This is a genomic window from Sphingobium lactosutens (assembly GCF_013393185.1).
In the GTDB taxonomy this organism is placed as follows: Bacteria; Pseudomonadota; Alphaproteobacteria; order Sphingomonadales; family Sphingomonadaceae; genus Sphingobium; species Sphingobium lactosutens_A.
In genome coordinates this window covers 38642-65413 of record NZ_QJQX01000032.1, presented here as the reverse complement: position 1 = coordinate 65413, position 26772 = coordinate 38642, and the positions used below count along the sequence as shown (strand labels likewise).

Annotated in this window: 28 protein-coding genes and 1 pseudogene; 19 read left to right on the top strand and 10 right to left on the bottom strand. The window is 65.5% G+C overall.

Annotated elements, in window-relative coordinates; all coding sequences use genetic code 11:
- Positions 1–6: 6 nt before the first annotated feature.
- Both DM806_RS05305 and DM806_RS05300 read right to left on the bottom strand, forming a co-directional pair.
- Positions 7–1239: a dicarboxylate/amino acid:cation symporter gene (locus tag DM806_RS05305; protein WP_179042191.1), complete on the bottom strand. Its 1233-nt coding sequence runs from the start codon at positions 1237–1239 to the stop codon at positions 7–9.
- An 88-nt stretch (positions 1240–1327) separates the two neighbouring features.
- Entirely contained in the window at positions 1328–2533 is a 1206-nt protein-coding gene (locus DM806_RS05300; RefSeq protein ID WP_372859284.1) for a penicillin-binding protein activator, read from the bottom strand.
- An 11-nt stretch (positions 2534–2544) separates the two neighbouring features.
- Between DM806_RS05300 and rsmI the strand changes: the two genes are divergently transcribed.
- The 6 genes and pseudogenes from rsmI to DM806_RS05270 form a co-directional block, all read left to right on the top strand.
- Positions 2545–3387 carry a 16S rRNA (cytidine(1402)-2'-O)-methyltransferase gene (gene rsmI, locus DM806_RS05295; RefSeq protein ID WP_179042190.1) on the top strand — a complete coding sequence of 281 codons (843 nt, stop codon included), beginning with the start codon at positions 2545–2547 and terminating at the stop codon, positions 3385–3387.
- On the top strand, positions 3384–3752 hold the full coding sequence (locus tag DM806_RS05290; protein ID WP_372859283.1) for a YraN family protein: 369 nt from the start codon (positions 3384–3386) through the stop codon (positions 3750–3752). The genes rsmI and DM806_RS05290 overlap by 4 nt, the downstream gene beginning before the upstream one ends.
- A 44-nt stretch (positions 3753–3796) precedes the next feature.
- Positions 3797–4771 carry a glutathione synthase gene (gshB, locus tag DM806_RS05285; protein WP_179042189.1) on the top strand — a complete coding sequence of 325 codons (975 nt, stop codon included), beginning with the start codon at positions 3797–3799 and terminating at the stop codon, positions 4769–4771.
- A 143-nt stretch (positions 4772–4914) separates the two neighbouring features.
- Positions 4915–5574: a DedA family protein gene (locus DM806_RS05280; protein WP_179042188.1), complete on the top strand. Its 660-nt coding sequence runs from the start codon at positions 4915–4917 to the stop codon at positions 5572–5574.
- 32 nt (positions 5575–5606) lie between these two features.
- On the top strand, positions 5607–5843 hold the full coding sequence (locus DM806_RS05275) for a hypothetical protein (protein WP_179042187.1): 237 nt from the start codon (positions 5607–5609) through the stop codon (positions 5841–5843).
- Positions 5844–5884: 41 nt separating this feature from the next.
- Positions 5885–6072 (top strand): annotated as a pseudogene (locus DM806_RS05270) (DedA family protein); the annotation flags it as partial.
- 12 nt (positions 6073–6084) lie between these two features.
- Here DM806_RS05270 and DM806_RS05265 read toward each other — a convergent pair.
- Positions 6085–6975 (bottom strand): tyrosine recombinase XerC, encoded by an 891-nt coding sequence (locus DM806_RS05265; protein WP_179042186.1) that lies wholly within the window; start codon positions 6973–6975, stop codon positions 6085–6087.
- Positions 6976–7178: 203 nt separating this feature from the next.
- Between DM806_RS05265 and DM806_RS05260 the strand changes: the two genes are divergently transcribed.
- The 4 genes from DM806_RS05260 (at position 7179) to DM806_RS05245 (ending at position 10251) form a co-directional block, all read left to right on the top strand.
- Positions 7179–8057: an MBL fold metallo-hydrolase gene (locus tag DM806_RS05260; RefSeq protein ID WP_179042185.1), complete on the top strand. Its 879-nt coding sequence runs from the start codon at positions 7179–7181 to the stop codon at positions 8055–8057.
- Positions 8042–8761, top strand: coding sequence for a DUF4230 domain-containing protein (locus DM806_RS05255; RefSeq protein ID WP_179042184.1), 720 nt, complete (start codon positions 8042–8044; stop codon positions 8759–8761). The genes DM806_RS05260 and DM806_RS05255 overlap by 16 nt, the downstream gene beginning before the upstream one ends.
- Before the next feature lie 105 nt (positions 8762–8866).
- Positions 8867–9853, top strand: coding sequence for a quinolinate synthase NadA (gene nadA, locus DM806_RS05250; RefSeq protein WP_179042183.1), 987 nt, complete (start codon positions 8867–8869; stop codon positions 9851–9853).
- Positions 9853–10251, top strand: a complete 399-nt coding sequence (locus tag DM806_RS05245) for a hypothetical protein (protein WP_179042182.1) — start codon at positions 9853–9855, stop codon at positions 10249–10251. Before nadA ends, DM806_RS05245 begins: the two co-directional genes overlap by 1 nt.
- 136 nt (positions 10252–10387) lie before the next feature.
- On the opposite strand, the gene DM806_RS05240 is transcribed toward DM806_RS05245, so the two are convergent.
- Positions 10388–10873: an SRPBCC domain-containing protein gene (locus DM806_RS05240; protein ID WP_179042181.1), complete on the bottom strand. Its 486-nt coding sequence runs from the start codon at positions 10871–10873 to the stop codon at positions 10388–10390.
- Positions 10870–11202: an ArsR/SmtB family transcription factor gene (locus DM806_RS05235; RefSeq protein ID WP_372859279.1), complete on the bottom strand. Its 333-nt coding sequence runs from the start codon at positions 11200–11202 to the stop codon at positions 10870–10872. The genes DM806_RS05240 and DM806_RS05235 overlap by 4 nt, the downstream gene beginning before the upstream one ends.
- A gap of 88 nt (positions 11203–11290) precedes the next feature.
- Between DM806_RS05235 and nadC the strand changes: the two genes are divergently transcribed.
- Entirely contained in the window at positions 11291–12154 is an 864-nt protein-coding gene (gene nadC / locus DM806_RS05230; RefSeq protein WP_179042179.1) for a carboxylating nicotinate-nucleotide diphosphorylase, read from the top strand.
- Complete coding sequence (locus DM806_RS05225; protein WP_179042178.1) at positions 12147–12971, top strand: ribonuclease T2 family protein; 825 nt, start codon at positions 12147–12149, stop codon at positions 12969–12971. Before nadC ends, DM806_RS05225 begins: the two co-directional genes overlap by 8 nt.
- 3 nt (positions 12972–12974) lie before the next feature.
- Here DM806_RS05225 and DM806_RS05220 read toward each other — a convergent pair whose 3' ends face one another.
- A complete protein-coding gene (locus DM806_RS05220) occupies positions 12975–13397 on the bottom strand; it encodes a DUF4112 domain-containing protein (protein ID WP_179042177.1) in 423 nt (140 codons plus the stop codon).
- A gap of 19 nt (positions 13398–13416) precedes the next feature.
- On the bottom strand, positions 13417–14910 hold the full coding sequence (locus tag DM806_RS05215; RefSeq protein ID WP_179042176.1) for an ABC transporter substrate-binding protein: 1494 nt from the start codon (positions 14908–14910) through the stop codon (positions 13417–13419).
- A gap of 126 nt (positions 14911–15036) precedes the next feature.
- On the opposite strand from DM806_RS05215, the gene DM806_RS05210 reads away from it, so the two are divergent.
- Positions 15037–16452 (top strand): porin, encoded by a 1416-nt coding sequence (locus DM806_RS05210; protein WP_179042175.1) that lies wholly within the window; start codon positions 15037–15039, stop codon positions 16450–16452.
- Positions 16453–16496: 44 nt separating this feature from the next.
- Here DM806_RS05210 and purN read toward each other — a convergent pair whose 3' ends face one another.
- Together purN and purM are read right to left on the bottom strand one after the other, a co-directional pair.
- Positions 16497–17447 carry a phosphoribosylglycinamide formyltransferase gene (purN, locus tag DM806_RS05205; protein WP_179042174.1) on the bottom strand — a complete coding sequence of 317 codons (951 nt, stop codon included), beginning with the start codon at positions 17445–17447 and terminating at the stop codon, positions 16497–16499.
- A 124-nt stretch (positions 17448–17571) separates the two neighbouring features.
- Positions 17572–18666, bottom strand: a complete 1095-nt coding sequence (purM, locus tag DM806_RS05200) for a phosphoribosylformylglycinamidine cyclo-ligase (RefSeq protein WP_179042173.1) — start codon at positions 18664–18666, stop codon at positions 17572–17574.
- A gap of 102 nt (positions 18667–18768) precedes the next feature.
- Between purM and DM806_RS05195 the strand changes: the two genes are divergently transcribed.
- The 6 genes from DM806_RS05195 to argB all read left to right on the top strand — a co-directional run bounded on the left by DM806_RS05195 (position 18769) and on the right by argB (position 26203).
- Positions 18769–20058: a heavy-metal-associated domain-containing protein gene (locus DM806_RS05195; protein WP_256869113.1), complete on the top strand. Its 1290-nt coding sequence runs from the start codon at positions 18769–18771 to the stop codon at positions 20056–20058.
- Positions 20055–20693 (top strand): chromosomal replication initiator DnaA, encoded by a 639-nt coding sequence (locus DM806_RS05190; protein WP_179042171.1) that lies wholly within the window; start codon positions 20055–20057, stop codon positions 20691–20693. The genes DM806_RS05195 and DM806_RS05190 overlap by 4 nt, the downstream gene beginning before the upstream one ends.
- Positions 20694–20696: 3 nt before the next feature.
- Entirely contained in the window at positions 20697–22835 is a 2139-nt protein-coding gene (locus tag DM806_RS05185) for an RNA degradosome polyphosphate kinase (RefSeq protein WP_179042170.1), read from the top strand.
- A 5-nt stretch (positions 22836–22840) separates the two neighbouring features.
- On the top strand, positions 22841–24364 hold the full coding sequence (locus DM806_RS05180; RefSeq protein WP_179042169.1) for a Ppx/GppA family phosphatase: 1524 nt from the start codon (positions 22841–22843) through the stop codon (positions 24362–24364).
- A 263-nt stretch (positions 24365–24627) separates the two neighbouring features.
- Positions 24628–25260, top strand: coding sequence for a queuosine precursor transporter (locus tag DM806_RS05175; protein ID WP_179042168.1), 633 nt, complete (start codon positions 24628–24630; stop codon positions 25258–25260).
- A 25-nt stretch (positions 25261–25285) separates the two neighbouring features.
- Complete coding sequence (gene argB / locus DM806_RS05170; protein WP_179042167.1) at positions 25286–26203, top strand: acetylglutamate kinase; 918 nt, start codon at positions 25286–25288, stop codon at positions 26201–26203.
- Positions 26204–26239: 36 nt separating this feature from the next.
- On the opposite strand, the gene DM806_RS05165 is transcribed toward argB, so the two are convergent.
- Positions 26240–26764 (bottom strand): GNAT family N-acetyltransferase, encoded by a 525-nt coding sequence (locus DM806_RS05165; RefSeq protein ID WP_179042166.1) that lies wholly within the window; start codon positions 26762–26764, stop codon positions 26240–26242.
- Between the last annotated feature and the right edge of the window lie 8 nt (positions 26765–26772).

Sequence of the window (26772 nt, the reverse complement as noted above, 5' to 3'; positions counted from 1 at the left end):
GGAAATTCAGCTGTCTTCGCTATAGCCCCGATCGATGATTCGCGTCGTCGCCATATCGGCGGTGACGTTGCCCACGGTGCGGAAGATGTCGGGCACCGTCTCCACCGCGAGCAGCAGCGGCAACGCCTCGACCGGCACGCCCATGGCGAGGCAGATGGGACCGGTGGTGGTGAAATAGGTGATCTGGCCGGGCAGGCCGACCGCCGCCAGGCTGACGATCGCGGCGACGAGAACGCCCATGACGATCTGCGTCGGTCCCAGCGCCACGCCGTTCATCGCTGCGACATAGAGGGCGACGCCCAGATTGGCGGGCGGGCTGGTTATGCGGAACAGCGAGATGGCGAGGGGCAGTACGACGCTGCGGCTGGTTTCGCGCACCTGCAACGGTCCGTCGCACGCCTGGATCATCGCGGGAAGCGAGGCGATCGAGCTTTGCGTCGAGAAGGCGATGGCCTGCGCCGGGAAGGCGGCGCGGGCGAATCGGCCGGGCGAAATCTTGCCGAGGATGATGACCAGCGGATAGACCAGCAGCGTCACCGTCAAACAGATCAGCACGATGAAGCCGATATAATGGAGTAGCGCCCCGGCGGTGGCGAGGCCCGACCGCGCGCCCGCGACCAGCGCCAGGGCGAAGACGCCGATCGGCGCCAGCCACAGCACCCAGTTCACCACCAGCAGCAGCGCATCGGCGAGCGACTGGAACAGGCTGGTCAGTTGCGCGCGGCGCTCCTCCGCGATCCGCGTCACGGCAAAGCCGAAAATCAGCGCGAACAGCACGACCGCGACCACCTGTCCGTCGGCGGCGGATTTCAGCGGATTGACCGGGATGAAGCCGAGCAGCCATTCGGCCGATGGGCGCACGTCGGGCACCTCGCTGACCGGGCCGGCCCCGGCAAGCGCGCCGACGGCACCTGCGGGCACGGGCCAGAAGTGCAGCATCAGCGGGCCGATCAGCGCCGCGACGCAGGACGACGCCAGCAGCAGGATCGCGAACAGGCCGATGGCGCGTCCGGCCATGCCGCTGCTGCGCGCCGTGGTCGCGGCCTGGGCGATGCCGGTGACGAGCAGGGCGAAGATCAGGGGGATGAGCGGCATTTGCAGCCCGTTGAGCCAGGCCTTGCCGATCGGTTGGGCGACCGCGACCCAGTCACCGGTCCAGCTTCCGCCCCATTCGGCGAGCGCGATGCCGCTGGCCAGCCCCGCGACGAGGGCGATCAGAATGCGGACGGTCAAGGACATGGATGGCGTTCCCCTTTCTTGGTCCGCTTCCTCCGAGGAAACGGACCCGTTCAGTGTATTGCCGCCATGTCCTTTGAAGAACAGGAAATTATTCGCCGAACCCGCGCGGGGCTGCGTCGATCACGTTGATCGCGCCGGCACCCACTTCGCTGACCTCCAGCGCGCGTTCGGCCACGCCGACGCGGTTGAAGCGGAACGCGCCATCGATGCCGGAAAAGCCCCCCGCATCGCGCAGGCGCGCATTGGGGAAGGCCGTGCCCGGCTTCCAGTCCTGCGCGATCCGCACCGTCAGCAACACAGCGTCATAGCCGAGCGAGGAGAGGCGGAAGGGCGCATTGCCGTAGCGGGCGCGATATTTGGTCGCGAGCTGGCGATAGAGCGTGTCGGACACGCTGGCGAACCAGGCGCCGCGCAGCACCGGCGTCGCCGCCAGCGCCGTGTCGGTGTTCCACAATTCGGTGCCGAGCAGCCGCGCGGTCGCGCCGCCATTCTTGCGCACGATCGGCGCGACCTGCAACGCCACCCGGCCGCTGTCGGCTATCAGCAGCGCGTCATAGCTGGACGAGGCCTGCAACTTCTTGACGGCGGCGGTGATCGAGGCGGGCGAGCGATCGAAGCTCTGCATCGACACGACCGTGCCGCCGGCCTGCTCGACCGCGCGCAGCATCGCGTTGCCCGCGCGCTCGCCATAGGTGCCGCGCGGCACCAGCGCGCCGAAACTGCTCAGCCCTTTTTCGCGGGCGAAGCCGACGACGCGTTCGATCGACTGGTTGGGGTTGTAGCCCATGATGTAGACGCCGTTGCCTGCGATGCTGGCGTCGTTGGAAAAGCTGATGACGGGCACGTTCGCGCGCGCCGCGATCGGGCCGATCACGCGGGCATCTTCGGCCAGCAAGGGACCGAGAATCAGGCGATTGCCTTCGGCCAGCGCCTTGTTGACCGCCGCCGCTGCACCCAGCGCCGTGTCATAGGTAGTGATGCGCACTTTGTCGGTTTTGGTGTCGAGCAGCGCCAGCGTGGTGGCGTTAGCGATCGACTGGCCGACCCCGCCATTGGGGCCGCTCATCGGCACCAGCAGCGCGACGCGATGGCGTGTCGTGTCGGTCGGCAGGCCCTGCGTCACGTCGGGGCCGGTCGGCTGGGCCGGGCCGGTCGGCGTGGTCGGGGCCGGTCCCTTGGGCACGATCGATTGACAGGCGGCGAGGAACAGGGCCGCCCCCATGAAGGCGATCCGCGCGCCCCTTTTCATTGCGGCGAACACATCTGCTTGCCGGGGGGCATCCGTCTCTGTCATCTGGCGTCCTTATGGAAACTCGAAATTCAGGGCTTGAACCCGGGCTTTATATCGTGGCGGGGCCGATCGGCAACCTCGGAGACCTTACGCCGCGCGGGGCGGAAGTCCTGCGGCTGGCCGATGTGGTCGCCGTGGAAGATACACGGGTGAGCGCACGGTTGCTGCGCCACGCCGGATCGGACCGGCCGATGATTCCCTATCACGACCATAGCGCCGAAAATGTCCGGCAGCGGCTCGTCGATCGGATGGCGGGCGAATCGGTGGCGCTATTGTCCGACGCGGGGACGCCGCTCGTCTCCGATCCGGGCTACAAGCTGGTGCGCGACGCGCGCGCGGCGGGTCGTAAGGTCACGACCCTGCCCGGTCCCAGCGCGGCGATCGCGGCGTTGACGCTGTCGGGCCTGCCGACCGATCGCTTCCTCTTCATGGGTTTCCTGCCCAACAAGGCGAAGGCGCGCGGCGACACGCTGGACGAAGTGGCGGCGCTACGCGCGACCTTGGTCTTCTACGAAAGCGGCCCGCGCCTATCGGAAAGCCTGTCCGCCATGGCCGCGCATCTGGGCGACCGGGAGGCCGCCGTCAGCCGCGAGATCAGCAAGGCGTTCGAGGAAACGGCCACCGGCACCCTCACCGAACTGTCTGCCCGCTATGCCGACGCGCCGCCCAAGGGCGAGATCGTCGTCATCGTCGGCCCGCCTGGCGAAGCGCCGCCGCCCAGCGCCGAGGATGCCGACGCCGCCCTGCTGGAGGCGATGATGCGCCTGCCCGTGTCCAAGGCAGCGGGCGAGGTGGCGAAGAAATTCGGCCTCGACCGCCGCGCTCTTTATGACCGGGCGATGGAATTGAAGGGGTGAAGAAGCCCGTTGGCGCAAAGCTGGCGGCGGAAAAGCGCGGGCGGCAGGCCGAACGCATCGCCGCCTGGTGGCTGCGCCTCAAGGGCTGGCAGATTGTCGGCCGCCGTATGCGCACTGCTGCGGGGGAGGTCGATCTGGTCGCCCGGCGCGGCGCGATGCTCGCCTTTGTCGAGGTGAAGGCGCGGGCGAGCGCGGCGGAACTGGACCTTGCCATCGACGAGCGGCGGCTGGCGCGGGTCGCGGCGGCCGCAGAACTGCTCTGGCACGATCTGGCAAAAGCGGGCGACGACATGCGAATCGACGTCATCCTCCTTGCGCCCGGCCGCCCGCCACGCCATCTGGCCAATGTCTGGCATGGGGGGTAACTGCCGCCCAGCGCTCCATATTCCGCTAGTGGAAGGTTTTCTGGATGACCGAACTCAACCCCCTTACCGTCGCCGTTCAGATGGACCCGATGGAGGGCATCAAGATCGGGGGCGATTCGACCTTCCACATCATGCTGGCGGCGCAGGCGCGGGGGCATAAGCTCTATCATTATCTGGCGCCCGACCTGACGTTTCGCGATGGCCGCGTGCTCGCCAAGGCGCGGCCGGTGAAGGTGCAGAAGGTGCAGGGCGACCATTTCGCCTTCGGCGAGCCGGAAATGCTGGACCTTGGTCGCGACGTCGATGTCGTGCTGATGCGGCAGGACCCGCCCTTTGACCTGAGCTACATCACCGCCACCCATTTGCTGGAGCGGGTGCAGGAAGAGACGCTGGTGGTCAACGACCCCGCCAGCGTCCGCAACGCGCCCGAAAAGCTGTTCGTGCTCGATTATGCGCGCTTCATGCCGCCGACGATGATCACCCGCGATCTGGCCGAGGTGAAGAGCTTCCTCGCCCAGCATGGCGAGATCGTGGTGAAGCCGCTCTATGGCAATGGCGGCGTGGCGGTGTTCCATGTCGGCAGCAACGGCGCGAACCTGTCGTCGCTGGTGGAACTGTTCAAGGCGTCGTGGGTCGAACCCTTCATGGTCCAGGCCTTCATTCCCGGCGTCGCGGAAGGCGACAAGCGCATCGTGTTGGTCGACGGCGAGGTTGCAGGCGCGGTCAACCGCATCCCCGGCAAGGGCGAGATCCGCTCCAACCTGGCTGTCGGCGGATCGGCGGCCAAGACCGAACTGACGCAGAAGGAGCGCGAAATCTGCGCCGCGCTCGGCCCGGAACTGAAGGCGCGCGGTCTGTTGTTCGTCGGCATCGACGTGATCGGCGGCGAATGGCTGACGGAGATCAACGTGACCTCGCCGACGGGCATCGTGTCGATCGACGTCTTTGACGGCACCGACACCGGCGGCATGATTTGGGACGCGATCGACGCGCGTCTGGCGCAGCGGGCGGTGGCGTGATTTACGGAACGCACCCCACGTTCGTCCTGAGTAGCCATTGAGTCTGTCGAAATGGTAAATCGAAGGATCAAGGTAACACAACATGCTTCGATACGAGGCTTCGACAAGCTTAGCCTCTACTCAGCACGAACGGTGGTAGTTTCATGACCGACTGGGTGCTCCGCCTGATCGACGCAGGCGGATATTGGGGCATCTTCTTCCTGATGATCCTCGAAAATGTCTTTCCGCCGATCCCGTCTGAACTCATCATGGGCATTGGCGGCATTCGCGTCGGGCAGGGCCGGATGGCGATGGAGTGGCTGCTGCTGGCGGGCACCATCGGCACCACCATCGGCAATTATTTCTGGTATCTGGTCGGCCATGTGCTGGGCTTCCACCGGCTGAAACCGCTGATCGACCGTTATGGCCGCTGGGCGACGCTGGAATGGCGCGATGTCGAGGCGCTCGATCATCTGTTCGGCAAATATGGCCAGATCGTCGTCTTCGTCTTCCGCTTCATGCCGGCCTTCCGCACGATGATCTCGTTGCCTGCGGGGCTGTTCCGCATGGGGCATGTCCGCTTCCAAGCCCGCACGGATGTAAAGGGAAGGGCGCTCCATTTCCTCAATACCCACGGGCGGTTTTTGGTTTTTACGGCGGCGGGCGCGCTGATCTGGAACATCATCCTTGCCTATGCGGGCTATTTCCTTGGCCAGCGGTTTTCCGAGATCGACAAATATATGGGGCCGATCACGACAGGGTGCGTCGTGCTGATGGTGATTTTCTATGTCTATCGGTTGCTGACCTGGAAGCCGAAAGGTTAAAGTATCTCCAGAGTTCGATGGGGCGATCAAAGATGGACGCAGATTTAGCGCGTATTTTGGCTACCGGGGCAACAAATGCTTCAAGAGAATTGAACCGTCTTTACGACATATTCTCCCGCCACCTGCCGGAAGATAAGGAACTGCTTATGGCCATCGCTATGGCAATGGGTGAGATCGGATTACAAGTGCGGCAACGCGCATTTGATGCCCATCCGGAGTTGGAGGCGGAATTCAATCAGCGGGTCGAGAAATATGATGTGCTAACTTGAAATCGAGTGTGGCGCGCGTTCTTGTTAACCCTATCTGCGACCATGACCTCTTCCTGCTCTGGACGGCGGGCGGGGCGCTGATCTGGAATATCATCCTGGCCTATGCCGGCTATGTGCTGGGGCAGAATTTCCGCGACATCGACAAATATGTCGGGCCGGCGGCGACCGCCTGCATCGTCGGCGCGGTGATCCTCTATCTCTGGCGGCTGGCGGCTGGCGACCTGGCGGCCCAAGGGCTGAGTCACGCCCTTGGATGGGCGTTGCGATAAATGTCGAGCAGGTGGGCGGCGTCGACCTGGGTATAGATTTGGGTCGAGGACAGGCTGGCATGGCCCAGCAGTTCCTGGAGCGATCGCAGGTCCGCGCCGCGCCCCAGCAAATGGGTCGCGAAACTGTGGCGCAGCGCGTGCGGCGTGGTCCGGTCCGACAGGCCCAGCCGGCCGCGCGCGCCCTGCACCGCACGGCGGATGAGGGCGGGGGAGAGCGGACCGCCCCGCGTGCCGCGAAACAGCGGTTCGTCGCGCGATACCGGGTAGGGGCATTGGTCGACATAGGCCTCGATCGCCTGCCGGACCTGCGGCAGCAGCGGCACGATCCGCGTCTTGTTGCGCTTGCCGGTGACGCGCAGCGTTTCGCCCAGCGGCAGGATATCGCCTTTCAGGCCCATAGCCTCGCCGATGCGCAGTCCTGCGCCGTAGAGCAACAGCAGAACCGCCCAGTCGCGCGCGCCGATCCAGCCTTCGCGCGCGGTTTCGGCTATGTCTTCGGCCAGCGCCACCGCTTCGTCGGGGGAGATGGGGCGGGGCAGGCCGCGCTTGACCCGTGGCCCCTTGAGCAGCGGTACCCGCGCCTCGTCGCCGCCGACGAACTTCAGGAAGCCGCGCACCGCCGACAATTCACGCGCCGCCGACAAATTGCCGATCCCGTCCATCCGTCGGCTGGTGAGAAAGGCGCGCAGGTCCGCCTGCTGGATCGCGGCCAGCATGGCTGCGTCCGCAGGCCGGCCATGATGCTCTTCCAGGAAAGCGAGCAGACGTTCCGCCGTCGCTACATAGGCCCGCACCGTATGCACCGATCGTCGCCGGTCGAGGGCAAGATGCTGGCGCCAGCGTTCGGGGAGGGATGGGGTCATGTTGGAACGGATCGGCTTAACTTCGCACATTTCCCGCTGATTTCGACATTTATGTTCAAATGTTGGAAATCATGTTGCGAAGCATGTGTCGTTTGGCGGGATGATGCAGCGGCCATGACCCCAGCCTATCAGAGCCGCGGAAGATAGGACAGGCCGGTGGCGGGCGCCCTTGAAATCCGCGCGGAAATGGGCACATGGGACGCATGGCTACCCCTTTCGATCCGGCCGATCTGCCGACCGGACTCCTGATGCCGCTCAGCCCTCTGGTGGCTCGCGTGCTGGCGCCCAATCCGTCGCCTTTCACCTACACGGGGACGCAGACCTATGTGGTGGGAACGGAGGCGGTCGCGATCATCGATCCCGGCCCGGATGATGCGGAACATCTGGCGGCGCTGGCCGCCGCGATCGCCGGGCGGCCGGTAGTGGCGATATTGTGCACCCATACCCATCGCGACCACAGCCCGGCCGCGCGGCCGTTGAGTGAGTTGACCGGCGCGCCGGTGATCGGCTGCGCGCCGTTGACGCTGGACGATGATGGGCCGCGCGCCGATGCGGCCTTCGATGCCGACTATCGCCCTGATCGCGTTCTGGCCGACGGCGAGCAGGTGACGGGGCCGGGCTGGACGCTGGAGGCGGTGGCGACGCCGGGCCATACGTCCAATCATCTCTGCTTCGCGCTGCTGGAGGAGAATGTCCTCTTCACCGGCGATCATGTGATGGGCTGGTCGACCAGCGTCATTTCCCCGCCCGACGGGGACATGTCCGCCTATATGCGGTCGATGCAGCGCCTGCTCGATCGCGACGACGCCATCTATTATCCGGCGCACGGCGATCCGATCGAGACGCCGCAACGGCTGGTGCGCGGCATGATGGGCCATCGCAAGCAGCGCGAGGGACAGATACTCCGCTTTCTGGAGCGCAATGGCGAAAGCGCCATCCCGGACATGGTGGCCGACATGTACAAGGGCGTCGATCCGCGTCTTTATGGCGCGGCGGGGCGCTCGGTGCTGGCGCATCTGATCGATCTGGATGGGCGTGGCCTGGCCGCGCCCACCGGGGACGGACGATGGCAGATACGCTGAAACGCTATGCCGGGCCGGTCGCGCTGGCCCTGCTGATCCTGATGGCGGGCGCGGCGATGCTGGTTGGCTGGCAACGCTATAATCGCGACTATGTGGTCGCGGTCGAGGATGACGGATCGGCGGTGACGAAGATCATCGCGGAACGGATCGCCGGGTCGGCCAGCCTGCGCGTGTCGCGGCTGAACGGCACGATCCAGAGCACGGCGCAGGACGTGCGCGGCTTCGGCTGGCTGAAGTCCGATCAGGTGGTGAAGATGCCCTATTCGGTCGACTATTTTGTCGATCTTTCGGGGCTGACCGCGCGCGATCTGGAGTGGGACGAGAAGAGCCGCACGCTGATCGTCAATGCGCCGGACGTGAAGCCCGACAAGCCCAATCTGGACGAGGCGCGGCGGACGCTGGTGCGCACCAGCGGCCTGTTCGTGACGCGCGAGGCGGGGGAGGAACTGAGCCGCCGCACATCGGCCCATGCGCAGGTCCGGGCCGAAGCCTCCGCGCGTTCCCCCGAACGCATGGCGCAGGCGCGCGAATATGGCCGCGCGGCGATAGGCAAGATCATGGCCGCGCCGCTCGGCGCCATGGGCTATGGCGACGTTCGGGTGCTCGTCACCTTCCCACCGGAACGCAAGGATGACAGGCGAGAGCGCTGGGACGTCACCACGCCGATCAATGAGGTACTGGCCAACAGGCGGCAGCAGCGCTAGAGCGATTTCCAAGCGATCGGAATCGATCGAAGATTAAGAAATCACGATAAAACAAATAGTTATTGCGCTTAAAGGGCCAGACATGGGACCGAGGAGTTACAGGGTATGACCGCCATCACCGCCATTCCGCAGGGCGCGGACCTGCGCGCGGAAATCGATCGTCTCCGCAAGGAGCGCAACGCCGTCATCCTCGGCCATTATTACCAGTCGCCCGAGATTCAGGATCTGTCCGATTTCGTCGGCGACAGCCTCGAATTGTCGCGCAAGGCGGCGGAGACGGATGCTGACGTCATCGCCTTTTGCGGCGTGCGCTTCATGGCGGAGACGGCCAAGATCCTGTCGCCCCAGAAGATCGTCATATTGCCGGACATGGATGCCGGCTGTTCGCTGGAAGATAGCTGCCCGCCCGCCCAGTTCAAGGCGTTCCGCGAGGCGCATCCCGATCATATCGCGCTCAGCTACATCAACTGTTCGGCCGAGGTGAAGGCGCTCAGCGACATCATCGTGACGTCCTCTTCCGCCGAAAAGATCCTTGCGCAGATCCCCAGGGATCAGAAGATCATCTTCGGTCCCGACAAGCATCTGGGCGGATACCTCAAGCGCAAGCTGGGCCGCGACATGCTGCTGTGGCCGGGCGTCTGCATCGTGCATGAGGCGTTCAGCGAGACCGAGTTGCTGAAGCTCAAGGCCCAGCATCCCGCCGCCCCGGTCGCCGCGCATCCCGAATGCCCGCCCTATATCGTCGACCATGCCGACTATGTCGGGTCGACCAGCGGCATCCTCGACTTCGCCAAGACCATGCCGGGCGATACGCTGATCGTTGCGACCGAGCCGCATATCATCCACCAGATGCAGAAGGCGGTGCCGGACAAGAATTTCATCGGCGCGCCGGGCGCGGACGGCAACTGCAACTGCAACATCTGCCCCTATATGGCGCTCAACACGATGGAGAAGCTGTACCTGTCGCTGCGCGACCTGACGCCGCGCATCGAGATGGACGAGACGCTGCGCATCGCCGCGAAGAAGAGCCTCGACCGGATGCTCGAAATGGCGAGCGGTACCGTGGGGCAGGGGGATGTCGGCGCGCGCTGATGAAATATGGCGAGGCTTTTTCAAAGCTGGGATATAAGCTGGAAGTGCCTCGCACCGACTGGAGTGCGAAAAGTGCGCAGGGCGTGTGTCTGACACTTTGGCGTTCCGAAATTGACTGGACGGTCAAACCACTGGCTATGGATACTAGGTTGCGTGGCGGCCGGCTTGAGGAATGGGAACTGAAGCCGGGCAACACAAAACGGCGCGCGCACATCGTCCATGCACTTGAACATCATGCAGGATGGATTGACGCTATCATTGTCGATGGCACGTCGAAGGGTGGTGTCGAGAAGGCTACACCTTGGAATCCCGAAGAGCGGCAAGGCTTGCGCTGGCAGATAGTCGATTTTGAAGCAGGTTCCGGCCACTTTTGCGTCAAGGCGTTACCGTTAAGCTGACGAGCCTTGCTCTCAACCCGTTCGCCCTGAGCTTGTCGAAGGGCTGCTCTTTCTTGAAGAAAAGAGAAGGGCTTCGACAGGCTCAGCCCGAACGGCTTTTTGTTGAATGCTTTGGTTCAAGATGCTTCGGCGGCCGTCACCCGCCGCCCATTTCCGCCACCATCTCGCGCACCTCGTCGGCCAGCAGATCGAGGCTGGAGCCGGTGCCTTCCTCGAACCCGAGGCCGCGATATTCGTCGTGCACGGCCTGGCTTTCGAAGACGGTATGGTGGGTCAGCAGGGTGCGACCTTCCGCATCCTCGTCGAAGCTGAGCGTCGTCACCATGACCGGCGATCCGGGCGCTTCGAAGCTGTTGTCGTAGCGGATGCGCAGGTTCGGCACGATTTCCAGATAGGTGCCGCCAAAGGGCGGGCCGAGTTCGCCCGCATCGCTGGTCATCTGGAAATGGAAGCGGCCGCCGACGCGAAAATCCATCTCGCATGTGCTGAGCGGCCAGCCGACCGGGCCGAACCAGCGTTTCACGTGCACCGGGTCGGCATGGGCCGCGAAGACCAGATGCGCGGGCGCATCGATCAGGCGGGTGATGGTGATGGCGCGGACATTTTCGGGTTCGTCGCTCATGATTCCTCTCCTTTCAGATCCTGCAGATACTCATCGAGCCGGTCGTAGCTGGCGGTCCAGAATGTCTTGTAATGATCAATCCACTGCGCGGCGGCGGCGAGCGGCGCAGCCTCCAGCCGGACGGGGCGCGTCTGCGCCGCGCGCCCACGCGAGACGAGGCCCGCCTGCTCCAATATTTTGAGGTGCTTGGATACGGTCGGCTGGCTGAGGCCCGATGGTTCGACCAGCGCATTTACGGTCGATTCCCCTCGTGCCAGTTGCGCCAGCATGGCGCGGCGGGTGGGGTCGGACAGGGCGCCGAAAATCAGGTCCAGCTGCGCGGCAGTCACAATATAGCTCTCCATCTATATAGATAAATGACTATATAATGACCGAGGGGGTGTCAACCATCCCGCGACTGTGCCACATCCCCGTGCGATGACCCGTGATTCTCAGATATTCTCGCTCCCCGGCTTCGATCTCGATGCCTTTGTGGCCGCGACTCTCGCCGAAGATCTTGGCCCCAATGGCTGTGACGTCACCAGTGAAGCGGTGATCCCTGCCGACGCCATGTTCGACGGCGTGATGGACAGCCGCGACGCGGTGACGCTGGCGGGGCTGCCGATCGCTGTCGCCTTCTTTCGCGCGCTCGACCCGGATGTGGAGATCGAGCTGCTGCACCAAGATGGCGATCGGGTCGCGGCGGGCACCGACCTGATGCGCATAAGGGGCAAGGCGCGGGCGATGCTGACGGCGGAGCGATCGGCGCTCAACACCGTCCAGCATCTGACCGGCATCGCCACCATGACCCGCGCCTATGTCGATGCGATCCTGGGCACAGGCGCGACACTGCTCGATACGCGCAAGACGATTCCGGGCCTGCGTTGCCTTGAGAAATATGCGATCCGCATGGGCGGCGCGACCAATCATCGCATGGGCCTGTGGGATGCGGCGATGATCAAGGACAATCATGTCGCCGTCGCCGGAACGGTCGAGGAGGCGGTGCGCCGCGCCGTGGCTGCGGGCGTGGAGCGGATCATCGTCGAGGTCGACCGAGTCGACCAGATCGAACCCGCGCTGGCTGCGGGCGCGACCCATTTGCTGCTCGACAATATGGACGCGCCGACTTTGCGCGGCGCGGTGACGCTAATCGGCGGGCGCGTGCCGACCGAATCGTCGGGCGGCGTCACGCTGGACACGATCCGCGCCAAGGCCGAAACCGGCGTCACCTATATCAGCGTCGGTCGCCTCACCCAATCGGCCCCTGCCGCCGACATCGGACTGGATTTCGCTTATGCTTAAGGCTCTTGTCGCTCCAGCCTTCGTTCTGGCCCTGACCGTCGCGCCCGGCGCTGCGCTGGCCCAGTCGGCGCAGTGCCGCATGCCCGCCCAGGTCGCCCGGCCGAAGCTCGAAGGCCCGACCGACAAGGAACCCAGGCGCGTCCTGCCGATCGGCAGCTATACGCTGGCGATCAGCTGGTCGCCGCAATATTGCTCGACCGCGCGCGACCGGAGCAGCCTCCAGTGCGGGGGCAAGACGGGCAAGTTCGGCTTCACCCTGCATGGCCTGTGGCCCGATGGCTATGGCAAGGAATGGCCGCAATATTGCCGCCCGGCCGACCTGGTGCCGCGCGAGGTGATCCGCCAGAATCTCTGCAACACGCCCTCGCCGCAGCTGATCCAGCATGAATGGTCGAAACATGGCACCTGCATGACCACCAAGCCGGAATTGTATTTCAACCTGTCGCGCGCCTTCTACCAGTCGCTGCGCTATCCCGACATGGGCGCGCTGGTGCGGCGCAAGTCGCTGACGGTGGGGCAGTTCGCCGAAGCCTTCGCCCGCGCCAACAAGGGGCTGAAGGCCGACATGATGCGCGTCACCACCACGCGCGGCAACTGGCTGAGCGAAGTGTGGCTCTGCATGGACCGGGCACTGGAGTTTGCCCGCTGCCCCGCGCATCAGGGCGGTGCGCCCGATAGCGCCTATCTGCGGATCGAGCCGGGTCCGATCATCCCTAATCCGCGCCGTCCCGCCCGGATGCCGACGCCCCAGCGCGAGCCGGGACTGTTCCTGAACCTCGATCCCAACGCCCAGCCGCCAGCCGACGGCACGCATTAAGCCTTATCCGTCGATCGTCACCGTCGAGGGATGGTGACGATCGAGATGCTTGCGGATGATGCGCAGATTCTTCGTATTCGACTTGTAGAGAAAGTCGAAGATGTCGCCCGCGAAGGGGATGGCGCCGACCAGCGTGTCGACGCCGACATTCGCGGCCATGCGGGTCAGCTGCCATTTCGACATGCCCAGGTTCCGCGCTTCCCAGACGATCCAGGCGCCCATGGCGGCAGTGGCGATATCGCCGACCACCGGGATCAGGCCGACCAGACTGTCGAGGCCGACGCGGCGGTTGGTGCCGGGAATGACGAACAGCCCCTCCAGCACCGCCTCCATCGCCTCCACCCGGCGCCGGATCGAGGCGGGGTCGCGGCCGAAGCCGGGCATGTCCCGCACCACGCGATCGAACTGTTCCTGCGAAAGCGCCATTCTCTAGTCTCCTTGCCCCTTAGTTGGGGCGGCGGAAGAGATGGTTCAATGGGTGGCGCGCGCGCGGGGACGCCATGAAGCCGGTCAGGCGCTTCGAGGCCAGCGACCAGCGCACCGGCGATCCCAGCGCGATATAGCCATTCTCGGCCTGCATCAGCGCTTCGGCTTCGGCAATGCGGGCGGCGCGTTCCTCACCGGTGCTGGCCAGGCTGGCGGCCTGCAACTGGGCATCGGCGGCATCGCTGCACCGGACCTTGCGGGCGCAGCCGACCCGGCCCAGATACCAGAGCGCGCTGTCATAGGGCGCAACCTCATCGACCAGCCGCAGGTCCGCCTCCGCGCGCATATCGACGCGCCGGGTGTCGAGGCCGATGGCGGCCAGGTCGTGCCGCAGCATGTTGAACAGCAGCGTAGCGCCCGGCCCGGCAGGCAGCGCGATACGCAACGCAGGTGTAGCGCCATGGTCGGTGCGCCAACGGGTGATGGTAGCGCTGGCCTGGGCGCGCCGGTCGTCCATCGACTGACCGGCCCACGAAGGTGGCGTCGGATTGCGGCTAAGGTCGAGCTGCGATGGCACGATTTGCTCGGTCGTGGCCCATCCGCCCAGCGGGAAGAGGCCCGGCAACTGGCTGCGGTCGATCGCCATGTTGATCGCGGCGCGGACATTGTCGTCGTCCAGCAGCTTGCCCTCACCCACTACCGTCAGGCCCAGCAGCCCCTGCACCGGATCGACCCGCACGGCATCGCGGTCGATCCCCGCGCGCACCAGCAAAGGCAGGTCGGTGAAGCGCCCACCGAGCATCAACGCCGCCTGGCCCTCCCGAAAGCGGATGATGGCGAGCGCCGCGCGTTCGCTGCGCACGATGCGAAGCTGGGATTCCGGCACCGGTCCTTCCGCCGATTCGTCATCGCCGCTCGACCGGTCGATGGGCGTCAGCAACAGCGCCTTGTCGCGTTGCGCGCGGCGATAGGGACCGGTTCCGCCCTCGCGCGAAAGGACGCCCATCTGCGGCTGGGCCAGCATCTGGAGGACGAAGGGGCGCGCTGCCGCCAGCTTGATCTCGATTACCTCGCCGGTCATCGGCACGACCGTCTGCACCACGTCGAGAGGTCCGTCGGGATCAAACCGTCGGAGCGAGACGATCCGCGACATCAGGATGCGCGCGACATCGGGGGCAGTGACCCGGCTTCCATCGGACCAGAAGGCGCGGCGGAGGCGGAAGATATAGCTGCGCCCGTCATCCTCCATGATCCAGCGCTGCGCCAGCGCCGGGACGATATCGCCGCTGGCGTCGAAGGCGACGAGGCCCTGCGCCGTGCTTTCCAGCATCAGCTTGGCGGCAGGGTCGGGCAGGTTCTGGAGCGGTTTCGCGAAATCGTCGCGATCGCCGACTACACTGACGACTACCGGCCCGCTGCCCTCGCCCGAGCAGCCGCCCAGCATGGCACCGAACAGAAGGCCGATCGACAGGCCGTGCCGGCAATGGCGAAGAAGGAAAGGGAAAGCGCCCATGTCTTCTCAACGACTAGCCGCTCATCGCGTTGCCGCCAACAAGGATCGTGGCAACCTGCAATGTCACATAATTGACATCTATAATACGTCTGTTTGTAACAGAAAATTCATACGGGCGTCGCCGAGATGAAAGAAAAACAGATCACGCCCCGCATTCGACTCGCTGCCGGTACCGCACTGGCACTGCTGATGACGACCATGCCTGTTGCAGCCCAGTCGATCAGCGGGGCGGAGGCGGATGCCCTGCGCGCGCAGGTCGCGGCGCTCAAGGCGCAGGTCGACCGGCTGGAGGCGCGTCTGAACAATGTGACGCCCTCGCCGTCCGTACCCGCGTCGACGCCGCCGACGGCTACCGGCGCACCGGTTCAGGTTGCGCAGGCCAAACCCGCAGGCGATACCGCCGTCAGCTGGAAGGGTGGCCCTGTGTTCAGCAAGGGCGCGGCCAGCTTCCACGTCAAGGGGCGCATCCAATATGATGCCGGGCTGCTGATGACGCCCGACAGCGTCAGCGATCGTGCCAAGGGCTATTCCAACGAGTTGCGCCGCCTGCGTCTGGGCGGGGAAGGCCAGTTGGGCGGTGGCTTCGGCTACAAACTGGAACTGGAACTATCGGACAACAGCGTCGATCTGGTCGACACCTTCATCACCTATGAGAAGGGGCCATGGCTGATCACGCTGGGCAATCACAATGCCTTCCAGTCGCTGGACGAACTGATCAGCGATACCGGCGGCGCGGTGATGGAGCGCGCGGCCTTTACGGATGCTTTTGGTTTCGAGCGGCGGCTGGGCCTGTCCGCCCAATATCGCGCCGGCATCGTGCTGGCGCAGGCGGGCATCTTTTCCGACAGCGCCGATTCGCTGACCAATGATTCGGATGGCGCCGACGGCGGCGACGAGAATAACAGCTATGGCGTGGATGGCCGGGTCGTGCTGGCGCCCAAGTTCGGCAAGACCCAGTTGCATTTCGCCGCATCGGGCCATTGGCGCGATTTCCAGCGGTTGAGTGAAAATCCGCAGCGTTACCGGCAGCGCGCCTATCTCCACAGCGCCAACAGCCGCTTCCTGGCGACGCCCAATATCGCTGCCGATGGCGAGAGCCATCACGGGCTGGAGTTCGCCGGTGAGCGCGGGTCGCTCTGGTGGGCGGGCGAGGCGCACTGGCTGCGCGTGTCGCGACCGGGGCTGGCCGATCCGACCTTCTTCGGCGGCTATGGCGAGGTCGGCTATGTCCTGACCGGCGAGAGCCGCGGGTACAAGAATGGTATTTTCGGCATCGTGAAGCCCGACAGCCCGGTCGGCAGCGGCGGCTGGGGCGCGTTGCAGGCGACGCTGCGCTACGATTATCTCAGCCTCAACGACAAGGACATCGTCGGCGGCACGCAGAACGGGATCATCGCGGCGCTGGTCTGGACCCCGATCGAATATCTGCGCTTCAACATCAACTATGCGCATCTGGACTATAGCGACGCCGCGATCCCGGCTGGCGGTCGGCGGGACTATGGCGTGGATGTGATCGGATGGCGCGCAGAACTGGACTTCTGACGCAAGGCGGGGATGGCGGCCTTTTGCTCGTTCGTCCTCGTCGATCAGAACTGATCGGCGATATCCATCAGGCCCAGCAGCTTGCGCGGTGCGATCTGGCGCCAACTGGCGTGCAGCCGCTCGGCGACATGGTCCCAGTCGGTGTCACCGAGGTCGAGGCGAATGCCGACCCAGTCATTGCCGAAATAGGCGGGGCGGTAATAGCGCTCCGGATCGGCCTCCATCAGCGTTGCCTGTTCCTCCGGCGCGGTGGTCTTCACCAGCACGGCAATGATGCCGTCGCCATGATGGTCGCGGGTGAAATAGGCGAATTTCTTGCCCTTGACGATGCCGAAGCAGGGCATGCCGTGGGACAGGATCTCGTCCGCCTGGGGCAGGGCGAGCGCGGCCTCGCGCACCTTGTTGAGCAGCCAGTCGGGCTGGCGCTCGCGCGTGACGAAGTCGGCGAGGGTGCGCGAATAAAGCTGATGCTCGGCAATCAGGATACGCGCGGCGAGGCTGTTTTCGGTGTCGCCGGGCAGGATGGCGACCGGGGTCTGGCCCAGCACCGGCCCGTCGTCCAGCTCGGCCGTGACGATATGGACCGAGCAGCCCGCATGGCTGTCGCCTGCGTCGATCGCGCGCTGGTGGGTGTCGAGGCCTTTATATTTGGGCAGCAGGCTGGGATGGATGTTGAGCATCCGGTTTTCCCAGCCCGACACGAACTCCGGCGAGAGCAGGCGCATATAGCCGGCGAGGGCGACATAATGCGCGCCAACCTCGCGCAACTGCGCATCGATGATGGCGTCGAACTCGGCCCGCTTCAGCCCCTTGTGGCTCTGGCCGAAGGTCGCGATGCCCTCGGCGGCGGCGAGGGCGAGGCCGGGGGCTTGCGGATCGTTGGCGGCGACCAACACGATCTCATAGGGGCAGTCGTCGGCCTTCGCCGCATAGAGCAAAGCCGCCATGTTCGACCCGCGGCCGGAAATCAGGACGCCGACTTTTGCCTTTTGCATAACCACTTCCGTTCGGTTCGAGCCCTTCGACTGCCTGCTAAGGCAGGCGCTCAGGACAGGCTGAAGTCGAGAACCCTGTCATAGCCGTTTCTCGACTTCGCTCGAAACGAACGGGAGGTACATATTATCCCAGATGTGTAGCCGACCAGTCGGCCTTCGCGCTCCAGGTTTCGATGCTGCCCTTGACGGTGCAACCCTTTTCGCCTTCGCTCACCCCGCCGATGCGGAAGACGGTTTCGCCCGCATCCACCAGCGCCTTGGTGACGGCGGCGACATGCGCCTCGTCCACGGCCAGCACCATGCCGATGCCGCAGTTGAAGGTGCGCGCCATTTCTTCCGGCTCAATATGGCCCTGCGCCTGGAGGAAGGCCATCAGGCGTGGCTGCTCCCAGGCGTCGGCGTCGACCGTGGCATGGGCGCCATCGGGCAGGACGCGCGGGATATTTTCCAGCAGGCCGCCGCCGGTGATGTGGGCGAGGGCATTGATCATGCCCGCGCGGACGAGCGGCAGCAGGCTCTTCACATAGATCTTGGTCGGCGCCATGAGCGCGTCGATCAGCAGCACGTCTTGGTCGAAGAGCGCCGGGCGATCGAGCTTCCAGCCCTTGTCGGCGGCGAGGCGGCGAACCAGCGAGAAGCCGTTCGAATGGACGCCCGATGAGGCGAGGCCGATCAGCACGTCGCCGGCCTTCACCTTGTTGCCGGTCAGCGCCTTGGACCGCTCCACCGCGCCGACGCAGAAACCAGCCAGGTCATAGTCGCCCTCGGCATACATGCCCGGCATTTCGGCGGTTTCGCCGCCGATCAGGGCGCAACCGGCGATGCGGCAGCCTTCGGCGATGCCGGCGATGACGCGTTCGGCCACGCCCGACTCCAGCTTGCCGGTGGCATAATAGTCGAGGAAGAAGAGCGGCTCGGCGCCCTGCACGATCAGGTCGTTGGCGCACATGGCGACCAGGTCGATGCCCACGCCGTCATGGCGATCATGGTCGATCGCGAGTTTCAGCTTGGTGCCGACGCCGTCATTGGCCGCGACCAGCAGCGGATCGTCATAGCCCGCGGCCTTCAGGTCGAAAAAGCCGCCGAAGCCGCCCAGTTCGGCGTCTGCGCCGGGGCGGCGGGTGGCCTTGGCCAGCGGGGCGATGGCACGGACAAGGGCGTTGCCCGCGGCAATGTCGACGCCAGCCTTGGCGTAGCTGTAGGATTCGTTGTCGCTCATGAGGCAGCGCTCTACGGTCGAAACGGCGCGATGTCGAGTTTTGCGCGGGGCGCGGCACGAAGCTGGGGATAAGTCGCGCCTTCCTGCTTGGCAGGGCGGGCAATGTTCGCCAAAAGGACGCCCGTGACTGTGAGCCTGACCCTTCCCCGCCCCGCAGCCTTTGCGCGCCTGCTTTCGCGGCCCGTCCAGATCCTCATCGCGATTCTGCTTGGCCTCGCCGCCGCCGCGCTGTTTGCGCAGATGGAGGGGGAGCGCGGCGTGCCGCCGATCGCCAGCGGCGGCGATTTCGAGGTGCGCGGGGTGAAAGTCGACGTCTTCGCCAAGGATGCTGACAGCGCGCGCTACGCCGGCTGGCGCATGGCGCAGCGGCAGGCATGGCGGATGCTCTGGACGCGGACCCATGGCGGGGGCGGCGCGCCGGCCCTGTCCGATTCGCAGCTCGAAGCCATGATTTCCGGCATCGAGGTCGAATATGAGCAGAACGGCCCCAACCGCTATGTCGCGACGCTGGGGGTGCTGTTCGACCGCGCGCGCACCGGGCAGTTGCTGGGCGTTTCCGGAAATGTCATGCGATCGCCGCCGCTGCTGGTGATCCCGGTGCTATGGGATGGCGGGTCGGCCGTGTCCTATGAGCGCACCAATGAATGGCAAAAGGCCTGGGCGCGCTATCGCACCGGGGACAGCGCGATCGACTATGTGCGCGTCGCTGGCTCGATCGCCGACCCGATCCTGCTCAACGCGGGCCAGATCGGTCGGCGCGGGCGCCTGTGGTGGCGCGTGCTGCTCGACCAATATGGCGCGGCGGACGTCGTGATCCCGATCGTGCGGCTGGAACGCGCCTATCCGGGCGGTCCCGTTACCGGCACCTTCACCGCGCGCTATGGTCCCGACGACAGCCTGATCGGCAGTTTCTCGCTGCGCGCGTCCAATGACGGCGGCATTGCGCAGATGATGGACGAAGGCGCGCGGCGCATCGACGAACTCTATATCCGTGCGCTCAACGATGGCCGCCTGCGGCCCGACCCGTCGCTGATCATCGAGGAGCCGGTCGATCCCAATGCGCTGGCGATCGAAAATGCCACCGAGGCGCCGATCGAGGCGCTCGACGTCCCGACCGTACCGACCGTGGGCACGAACAGCGTGTCGATCCAGTTCGACACGCCCGACGTCAGTTCGGTGGGTGCGGGCGAATCGGCGGTGCGTGGCATCCCAGGTGTGCGGTCGGCCGCGACGAGCAGCCTGGCGCTGGGCGGCACATCGGTGATGCAGGTCAGCTTCGACGGTACGATCGACACGCTGCGGGCCGGGTTGCAGGCGCGCGGCTATACTGTCGCCGTCAATGGCAACACTCTGCGGATTTCGCGGCGGCAGGCGTCCCCATCGCCGCAATGAGCCAGATCAGCCTGCCTTTCGAATGGCATGGCGGCGCTGGTGCGGGGGACTTCCTGGTCAGCGACGCCAATCGCCTTGCCGTCGCCCATCTGGAACGCTGGCGCGACTGGCCACTGTCGGTGAGCGTGCTGACCGGCCCGCCGCTGTCGGGCCGAACGACGCTTTCCGGCCATTTCGCGCAGATGAGCGGTGGCGAGATTATCGACGATGCGCAGGGTGAGGACGAGCATCGCCTGTTCCACGCCTGGAACGATGCGCAGACTTCCCGCCGCCCGCTGCTGATGATCGGCCGGACGCCGCCCGCCAGCTGGACGGTGGCGCTGCCCGACCTGCGTTCGCGGCTGGCCGCCGCGCCGCATGTCGCGATCGAGGAGCCGGACGAGCTGCTGGCCCGTGCGCTGATCTGCCGGGCGTTCGACCTTGCCGGCGCCAGCTATGCGCCCGATGTCCCCGACTGGCTGCTGCGCCGGGTGGAGCATCGTTATGGCGCGATTGCGGAGGTGACACGGCTGCTCGACGTGGCGGCGCTGTCATCCGGTCGTAAGATTTCGGTCGCAATGGCGAAAGAGACTCTGCAATCGGCGGGCTATTTGCCTATAGTCCCGCCCGATCCTTCCACCGACCAGCGCGAGTAATTCGTGGCCGAAGCCGATCCCATCGCCAGCCTGTCGCCCAGCGGCGAACGCTATTTCAACCGCGAGCTGTCCTGGCTGGCGTTCAACCAGCGGGTGCTGGAAGAGGCGATGAACCGCGCCCATCCGCTGCTGGAGCGGCTGCGCTTCCTGTCGATATCGGGCGCGAACCTGGACGAGTTCTTCTCGGTCCGGGTCGCGGGCCTCAAGGGCCAGCAGTTGCAGGATGTCGACATGCGCTCGGCCGACGGGCTGACCCCGGCGCAGCAGCTGGCCGCCATTACGGACACCACCGCGACGCTGATGCGTGCGCAGCAGAAAGTGTGGGGCGCGCTGCATGGCGAACTGGTGCAGGTGGGGATAGAGGTGATCGGCCCATCCGCCGAGATGGACGCGGTCTGCGGCGCCTGGCTGCGCGAGCATTTCCTGACGCAGGTCTTCCCGATCCTGACGCCGCAGGCGCTGGACCCGGCGCATCCCTTCCCCTTCATCCCCAATCAGGGGCTGTCGATCGTCTTCGACCTGGAACGGCTATCGGACAAGCAGCCGATCCGCGAGCTGGTGATGATCCCGTCCTCGCTCGCACGCTTCGTACGTATCCCCGGCGAACCCATGCGTTACATGGCGCTGGAGGCGGTGATTCGTCGTTTTTCCGCCGACCTCTTCCCCGGCTATCGCGTCCGCAACAGCGGCGTATTCCGCATCATCCGCGACAGCGATATCGAGATCGAGGAAGAGGCGGAGGATCTGGTCCGCTATTTCCGCAGCGCGATCAAGCGCCGCCGCCGCGGCCGCGTGATCCGCATGGAGATAGAGGAGCGCATCCCCGCGCCGGTCGAGGAAATGCTCCAGGACATGCTCCAGGGGCATGAGGCGAGCGTGGTCGAGGTGGAGGGTTTCATCGGCATCGGCGACCTCAGCGGCATCGTCGACGCCGACCGCCCTGATTTGAAGTTCGAACCCTATGTCCCCCGCTTCCCCGAGCGCATCCGCGAATATGGCGGCGACTGTTTCGCCGCGATCCGGGCCAAGGACATCGTCGTCCATCATCCCTATGAGGCGTTCGATGTCGTCATCTCCTTCCTGAAGCAGGCGGCGTCCGACCCGGACGTGGTCGCGATCAAGCAGACGCTCTATCGCGCGGGCAAGCAGTCCGCGATCATCCGCGCGCTGATCGACGCGGCGGAGGCGGGCAAGTCCGTCACCGCCGTGGTCGAACTGAAGGCGCGGTTCGACGAAGAGCAGAACCTGATGTGGGCCGACGCGCTGGAGCGTGCGGGCGTGCAGGTGGTCTATGGCTTCATCGACTGGAAGACCCACGCCAAGATTTCGATGGTGATCCGGCGCGAGGGCGAGCAGTTCCGCAGCTACTGCCATTTCGGCACCGGCAATTATCATCCTGTCACGGCGCGCATCTATACCGACCTCAGCTTCTTCACCGCCGACCCGGCCTATAGCCGCGATGCCGCCGCGCTGTTCAACTACATCACCGGCTATGTCGAACCCAAGCGGCTGGAAAAGCTGGTCATGTCGCCGCGCGATCTGCGCGACACGCTGTGCGCCTGCATCGATGCGGAGATCGAGCATGTCCGCGCCGGGCGGCCGGGCACCATCTGGGCCAAGATGAACAGTCTGGTCGATCCGGCGATCATCGAGAAACTCTATGCCGCCAGCAATGCAGGCGTGCAGATCGACCTCATTATCCGGGGCATTTGCTGCCTGCGTCCGGGCGTGCCGGGCATGTCGGAGAATATCCGGGTGAAGTCGGTCGTCGGCCGCTTTCTGGAACATAGCCGCATCGCCGTCTTCGGCAATGGCAAGGCGCTGCCCAACAATGGCGCGAAAGTCTATATCAGCTCCGCCGACTGGATGCCGCGCAACTTCGATCGCCGTGTCGAATTCCTGGCGCCGGTGGAAAATGAAACGGTCCACGACCAGATTCTCGACCAGGTGATGGTCGCCAATCTGATCGACACCGAACAGAGCTGGTCGCTCGACAGCGACGGCGTGTATACCCGTCTTGAACCGGGCGACAGGCCGTTCAACCTGCATCGCTATTTCATGACCAACCCGTCGCTGTCCGGGCGCGGCGCGGCGTTCGACAATGAAGCGGTGCCGACCCTGCGCCTGCGCGGAAGGGCCTGACGCCCATGAATTCGATGCTGAGCCGCATCCGCGACGTCGCCGAGCAGATGGCGACGTCGCCTCAGCCGGCCCATGCGCGCACCGCGATCATCGATATCGGCTCCAACAGCGTTCGCCTGGTCGTCTATGACGGGCCGCGCCGCATCCCCTTCATCCTGTTCAATGAAAAGGTGATGGCAGGCCTCGGCGCGTCGCTGGCAAAGACCGGCGCGATCGAGCCGGAGGCGATGGATCGCGGGCTGCGCGCCGTCGGCCGCTTCGCCCATCTCTGCCGTGCGATGAAGGTGACGGACATTCGCTGCGTCGCCACGGCGGCGGTGCGCGATGCGACCAATGGCGGCGAGTTCATCACCCGCGCGAAGGACATGGGCCTGACCGTCGAACTCCTGACCGGCGCGCAGGAAGCGATCGGCGCGGCGTTGGGCGTGCTGTCGGGCATTCCCAATGCGGACGGCATCGTCGGCGATCTGGGCGGCGGCAGTCTGGAGCTGGCGCGCGTGCGCAAGGGCGCAGTGGAGCAGACCATATCGCTGCCGCTTGGCGTGCTGCGCCTGCCGCAGATCCGCGTCAAGGGACCGCGCGCGCTGGAACGCTACGTCGCCAAGATGCTGGACAAGGCGGGATGGCAGCCGGAGCCGGGCCTGCCCTTCTATCTGGTCGGTGGATCGTGGCGCGCGCTCGCCCGCTTCGACATGCAACTGACCCATTTCCCGCTGCCGGTCGTGCATCAATATGAGATGGACGCGGCCCGCGCCGAGCAGTTGACCCGCATCGTGTCCCATGTCGATCGCACGCGGCTGAAGCAGATTCCGGCGATGACCGGATCGCGCGTGCCGACCATGCCCGATGCGACGGCCTTGCTGTCGGTGGTGGTGCGGCAACTGAAATCGAGCCGGCTGATCGTGTCCGCCTATGGCCTGCGCGAAGGGCTGCTCTACGAGGGTCTGCCGCAGGATATTCGCGCCCATGACCCGCTGCTGGTCGCGGCCGAGGCGGAAGGGGAGGCGCAGGCGCGCTTCCGTGGCCATGGCGACCGCATCGACCGCTGGATCGCGCCGCTCTTTCCCGATGACGATGCCGCCGCGCGCCGCATCCGTCGCGCGGCCTGCCTGCTTGCCGATGTCAGCTGGCGCGCCAATCCCGATTTCCGCGCCGAGCGCGGTGTGGAGATCGCGCTGCACAGCAATTGGGTCGGCATCACCGCGGCCGAGCGGGCGATGCTGGCGCAGGCGCTGCACACCCATTTCGGCGGCGGGCTGACCGCGCCGCTGGGGCTTGATCGGATCGCGAAGCCCGACGATCTGCGCCGCGCAGCGCTGTGGGGGCTGGCGATCCGGCTGGCGCAGCGGCTGTCGGGCGGTGTCGAGGGGCCACTCGCCGTCTCCCATCTGGAGCGTATCGGCGACCGCATCGATCTCCATCTGCGCGGTGAGGATACCGACCTCTATGGCGAGGCAGTGGAGCGCCGCTTGCGTAACCTGGCCCAGGCGATGGGCGTCAAATATCAGATGCTGCACGGGCAGGGATAGGAACTGCGTAACGCTTTGCCGGCGAGGATGGGTGGAAGGCGGGCATAAACTCCTCTCCCACCGGGAGAGGAAGGGGCCCGCTCGGCGCCGCCGAGTGGGAAGGTGAGGGTGAGTATTGCCGCGTCCTTCACCCTCACCCTTCCGCCGTGCTGCGCACGGCTCCCTCCCTCTCCCGATGGGAGAGGGAATATCCGCCATTGGCCACTTCTCCTCACCCATCCCCCCATCTTCCCCCGCGCGTCAAATGCCGGTAAGGGCTGCCGATGACCAGCACCTCCGCGCCCATCAGCCGTTCTCTCTTCGTCTTTTCCATCCTTTACGGCGGCATGGTCTGCATGGCCGGCGTGCTGGGGGTGAAGCAGGTGGCGCTGGGACCGCTCGCGGTCGAGGCAGGCATCTTCGCTTTCCTGCTGCTGGTCATCATTTCCAGCGCCGTGTCCGAGCTTCATGGCCAGAAGACCGCGACCGCTTTGGTGCGGCTGGGCTTCGTGCCGTTGCTGGTCTCGGCGGCGCTGATCCATATCGTCATCGCGTTGCCGCATGATCCGGGCATGTACCCCCCGGCGGTCGATGCCTTCCCGATCGTCGTGGGGCAGGGATCGCGCATGATGCTGGCGGGCCTCATCTCCTACGGCACGTCGCAGACGCTCAACGTCTTCATCTTCTCCAGGCTGGCTGGCGGCGAGGGCAGGCTGGTCTGGCTGCGCGGCATGATCGCCAGCGTCGTCTCGCAGATCGTCGACACGCTGCTGTTCATCACCATCTCCTTCCTTGGCGAACGGCCGATCATGGACCTGATGGTCGGGCAGATGATCGCCAAGGTGATCCTGTCGATCATCCTCGTGCCGCCGCTCATCTCGCTGGCGGTGTCGCTGGGGCGCAAGCTCGATCGCTAACTTGCAGCGGGGGCCATAAGGCCGTATGCGCGCGCGCATGAACAGCAAGCACGCCCCCGATCCCGCGCTCCTCGCGAAGGCCGAAACCCTTGTCGAGGCGCTGCCCTATATGCAGCGATATGCGGGCAAGACCTTCGTCGTGAAATATGGCGGCCACGCCATGGGCGATCCCGAGGCGGCGCGCGATTTCGCCGAGGATGTCGTGCTGATGAAGGCGGTCGGCATCAATGTCGTCGTCGTCCATGGCGGCGGGCCGCAGATCGGCGCGATGCTCAAGAAGCTGGGCGTCGAATCGCAGTTCGTCGGCGGCCTTCGCGTCACCGATGCCGAAACCGCGAAGATCGCCGAAATGGTGCTGGCCGGCTCCATCAACAAGGAAATCGTCGGCTGGATCGCCGGCGCGGGCGGTCGCGCGGTCGGCATTTCGGGTAAGGATGGCGGCCTGGTCCTGTGCGAGAAGGTGCTGGGCAAGCGCGAGGCGGACCCCAATTCGGGGATCGAGCGCAATGTCGACCTGGGCTTTGTCGGCGATCCCGTTTCGATCGACCGCCGTATCCTCGACACGCTGGCGCAGAACGGCATCATCCCCGTGGTCGCGCCGGTGGGCGTCGGCACCGATGGCCATACCTATAATGTGAATGCCGACACCATGGCCGGCGCCATCGCCGCCGAACTGAAGGCGTCGCGCTTCTTCCTGCTGACCGATGTGGCGGGCGTGCTCGACAAGCAGGGCCAGTTGCTGACCGATCTCGATCCCGAAGCGATCCACGGGCTGGAAGCCGATGGCACGATCAGCGGCGGCATGATCCCCAAGCTCGAAACCTGCGTCCGCGCGATCGAGGGTGGGGTGGATGCTGCGGTCATCCTCGACGGCCGGGTGCCGCACGCGATGCTGCTGGAAATCTTCACCGACCGCGGCGCGGGCACGCTGGTGCGGAAATAATATCAACTCATTCCCCTCCCTTGCAGGGAGGGGAGCTTATGGGCGGATCAGCATCCTCGGATCACCCCAGGCGATCCGCTTTTCCGGCAGGGTCCGGCCGTCCGGGCCGGGCTTGTCCCAATCCTCGACTTCCTGCCCGCCGCGCGCCGCATAGAAGCCCCGCGCCGCGACATTGTCGGTGTAGCACCAGAGGAACAGGCCCATGCCGGGCCAGCCCTCGACCGCCCAGCGCGCCGCCTGATCCAGCAGCGCGGTGCCGATGCCGCTCCTTTTGGCGGCGGGCAGGGCGTGGAGATTGTCGACCAGCGTCCCCCAGCGCGGATCGGCTCCGCCGATGACGCAGGTGAAGCCGATTGCCTGTCCGTCCTGTTCCGCGACGATGACGCGCTGGCCCGGCTGCGGCGCTTCCAGCCGTTGCGTCCAGGTCGCGAGCCGTTCGGCCTCGATCCCGCCCGCCAGATAGGCCGGGTCCATGATATGGGCATAGGCGATGCGCCAGCTTGCGACATGGATGGCGGCGATCAGAGGGGCGTCGGCGGGGATGGCATCTCGAAAGTTCATGCTATCCC

Bases quoted from the DNA above. Each gene is read 5' to 3' on its own strand.
- DM806_RS05305 (WP_179042191.1), bottom strand. From the start codon at position 1,239: ATGTCCTTGACCGTCCGCATTCTGATCGCCCTCGTCGCGGGGCTGGCC.
- DM806_RS05300 (WP_372859284.1), bottom strand. From the start codon at position 2,533: ATGACAGAGACGGATGCCCCCCGGCAAGCAGATGTGTTCGCCGCAATG.
- rsmI (WP_179042190.1), top strand. From the start codon at position 2,545: ATGGAAACTCGAAATTCAGGGCTTGAACCCGGGCTTTATATCGTGGCG.
- gshB (WP_179042189.1), top strand. From the start codon at position 3,797: ATGACCGAACTCAACCCCCTTACCGTCGCCGTTCAGATGGACCCGATG.
- DM806_RS05280 (WP_179042188.1), top strand. From the start codon at position 4,915: ATGACCGACTGGGTGCTCCGCCTGATCGACGCAGGCGGATATTGGGGC.
- DM806_RS05275 (WP_179042187.1), top strand. From the start codon at position 5,607: ATGGACGCAGATTTAGCGCGTATTTTGGCTACCGGGGCAACAAATGCT.
- DM806_RS05265 (WP_179042186.1), bottom strand. From the start codon at position 6,975: ATGACCCCATCCCTCCCCGAACGCTGGCGCCAGCATCTTGCCCTCGAC.
- DM806_RS05260 (WP_179042185.1), top strand. From the start codon at position 7,179: ATGGCTACCCCTTTCGATCCGGCCGATCTGCCGACCGGACTCCTGATG.
- DM806_RS05255 (WP_179042184.1), top strand. From the start codon at position 8,042: ATGGCAGATACGCTGAAACGCTATGCCGGGCCGGTCGCGCTGGCCCTG.
- nadA (WP_179042183.1), top strand. From the start codon at position 8,867: ATGACCGCCATCACCGCCATTCCGCAGGGCGCGGACCTGCGCGCGGAA.
- DM806_RS05245 (WP_179042182.1), top strand. From the start codon at position 9,853: ATGAAATATGGCGAGGCTTTTTCAAAGCTGGGATATAAGCTGGAAGTG.
- DM806_RS05240 (WP_179042181.1), bottom strand. From the start codon at position 10,873: ATGAGCGACGAACCCGAAAATGTCCGCGCCATCACCATCACCCGCCTG.
- nadC (WP_179042179.1), top strand. From the start codon at position 11,291: ATGACCCGTGATTCTCAGATATTCTCGCTCCCCGGCTTCGATCTCGAT.
- DM806_RS05225 (WP_179042178.1), top strand. From the start codon at position 12,147: ATGCTTAAGGCTCTTGTCGCTCCAGCCTTCGTTCTGGCCCTGACCGTC.
- DM806_RS05220 (WP_179042177.1), bottom strand. From the start codon at position 13,397: ATGGCGCTTTCGCAGGAACAGTTCGATCGCGTGGTGCGGGACATGCCC.
- DM806_RS05215 (WP_179042176.1), bottom strand. From the start codon at position 14,910: ATGGGCGCTTTCCCTTTCCTTCTTCGCCATTGCCGGCACGGCCTGTCG.
- DM806_RS05210 (WP_179042175.1), top strand. From the start codon at position 15,037: ATGAAAGAAAAACAGATCACGCCCCGCATTCGACTCGCTGCCGGTACC.
- purN (WP_179042174.1), bottom strand. From the start codon at position 17,447: ATGCAAAAGGCAAAAGTCGGCGTCCTGATTTCCGGCCGCGGGTCGAAC.
- purM (WP_179042173.1), bottom strand. From the start codon at position 18,666: ATGAGCGACAACGAATCCTACAGCTACGCCAAGGCTGGCGTCGACATT.
- DM806_RS05195 (WP_256869113.1), top strand. From the start codon at position 18,769: ATGTTCGCCAAAAGGACGCCCGTGACTGTGAGCCTGACCCTTCCCCGC.
- DM806_RS05190 (WP_179042171.1), top strand. From the start codon at position 20,055: ATGAGCCAGATCAGCCTGCCTTTCGAATGGCATGGCGGCGCTGGTGCG.
- DM806_RS05180 (WP_179042169.1), top strand. From the start codon at position 22,841: ATGAATTCGATGCTGAGCCGCATCCGCGACGTCGCCGAGCAGATGGCG.
- DM806_RS05175 (WP_179042168.1), top strand. From the start codon at position 24,628: ATGACCAGCACCTCCGCGCCCATCAGCCGTTCTCTCTTCGTCTTTTCC.
- argB (WP_179042167.1), top strand. From the start codon at position 25,286: ATGCGCGCGCGCATGAACAGCAAGCACGCCCCCGATCCCGCGCTCCTC.
- DM806_RS05165 (WP_179042166.1), bottom strand. From the start codon at position 26,764: ATGAACTTTCGAGATGCCATCCCCGCCGACGCCCCTCTGATCGCCGCC.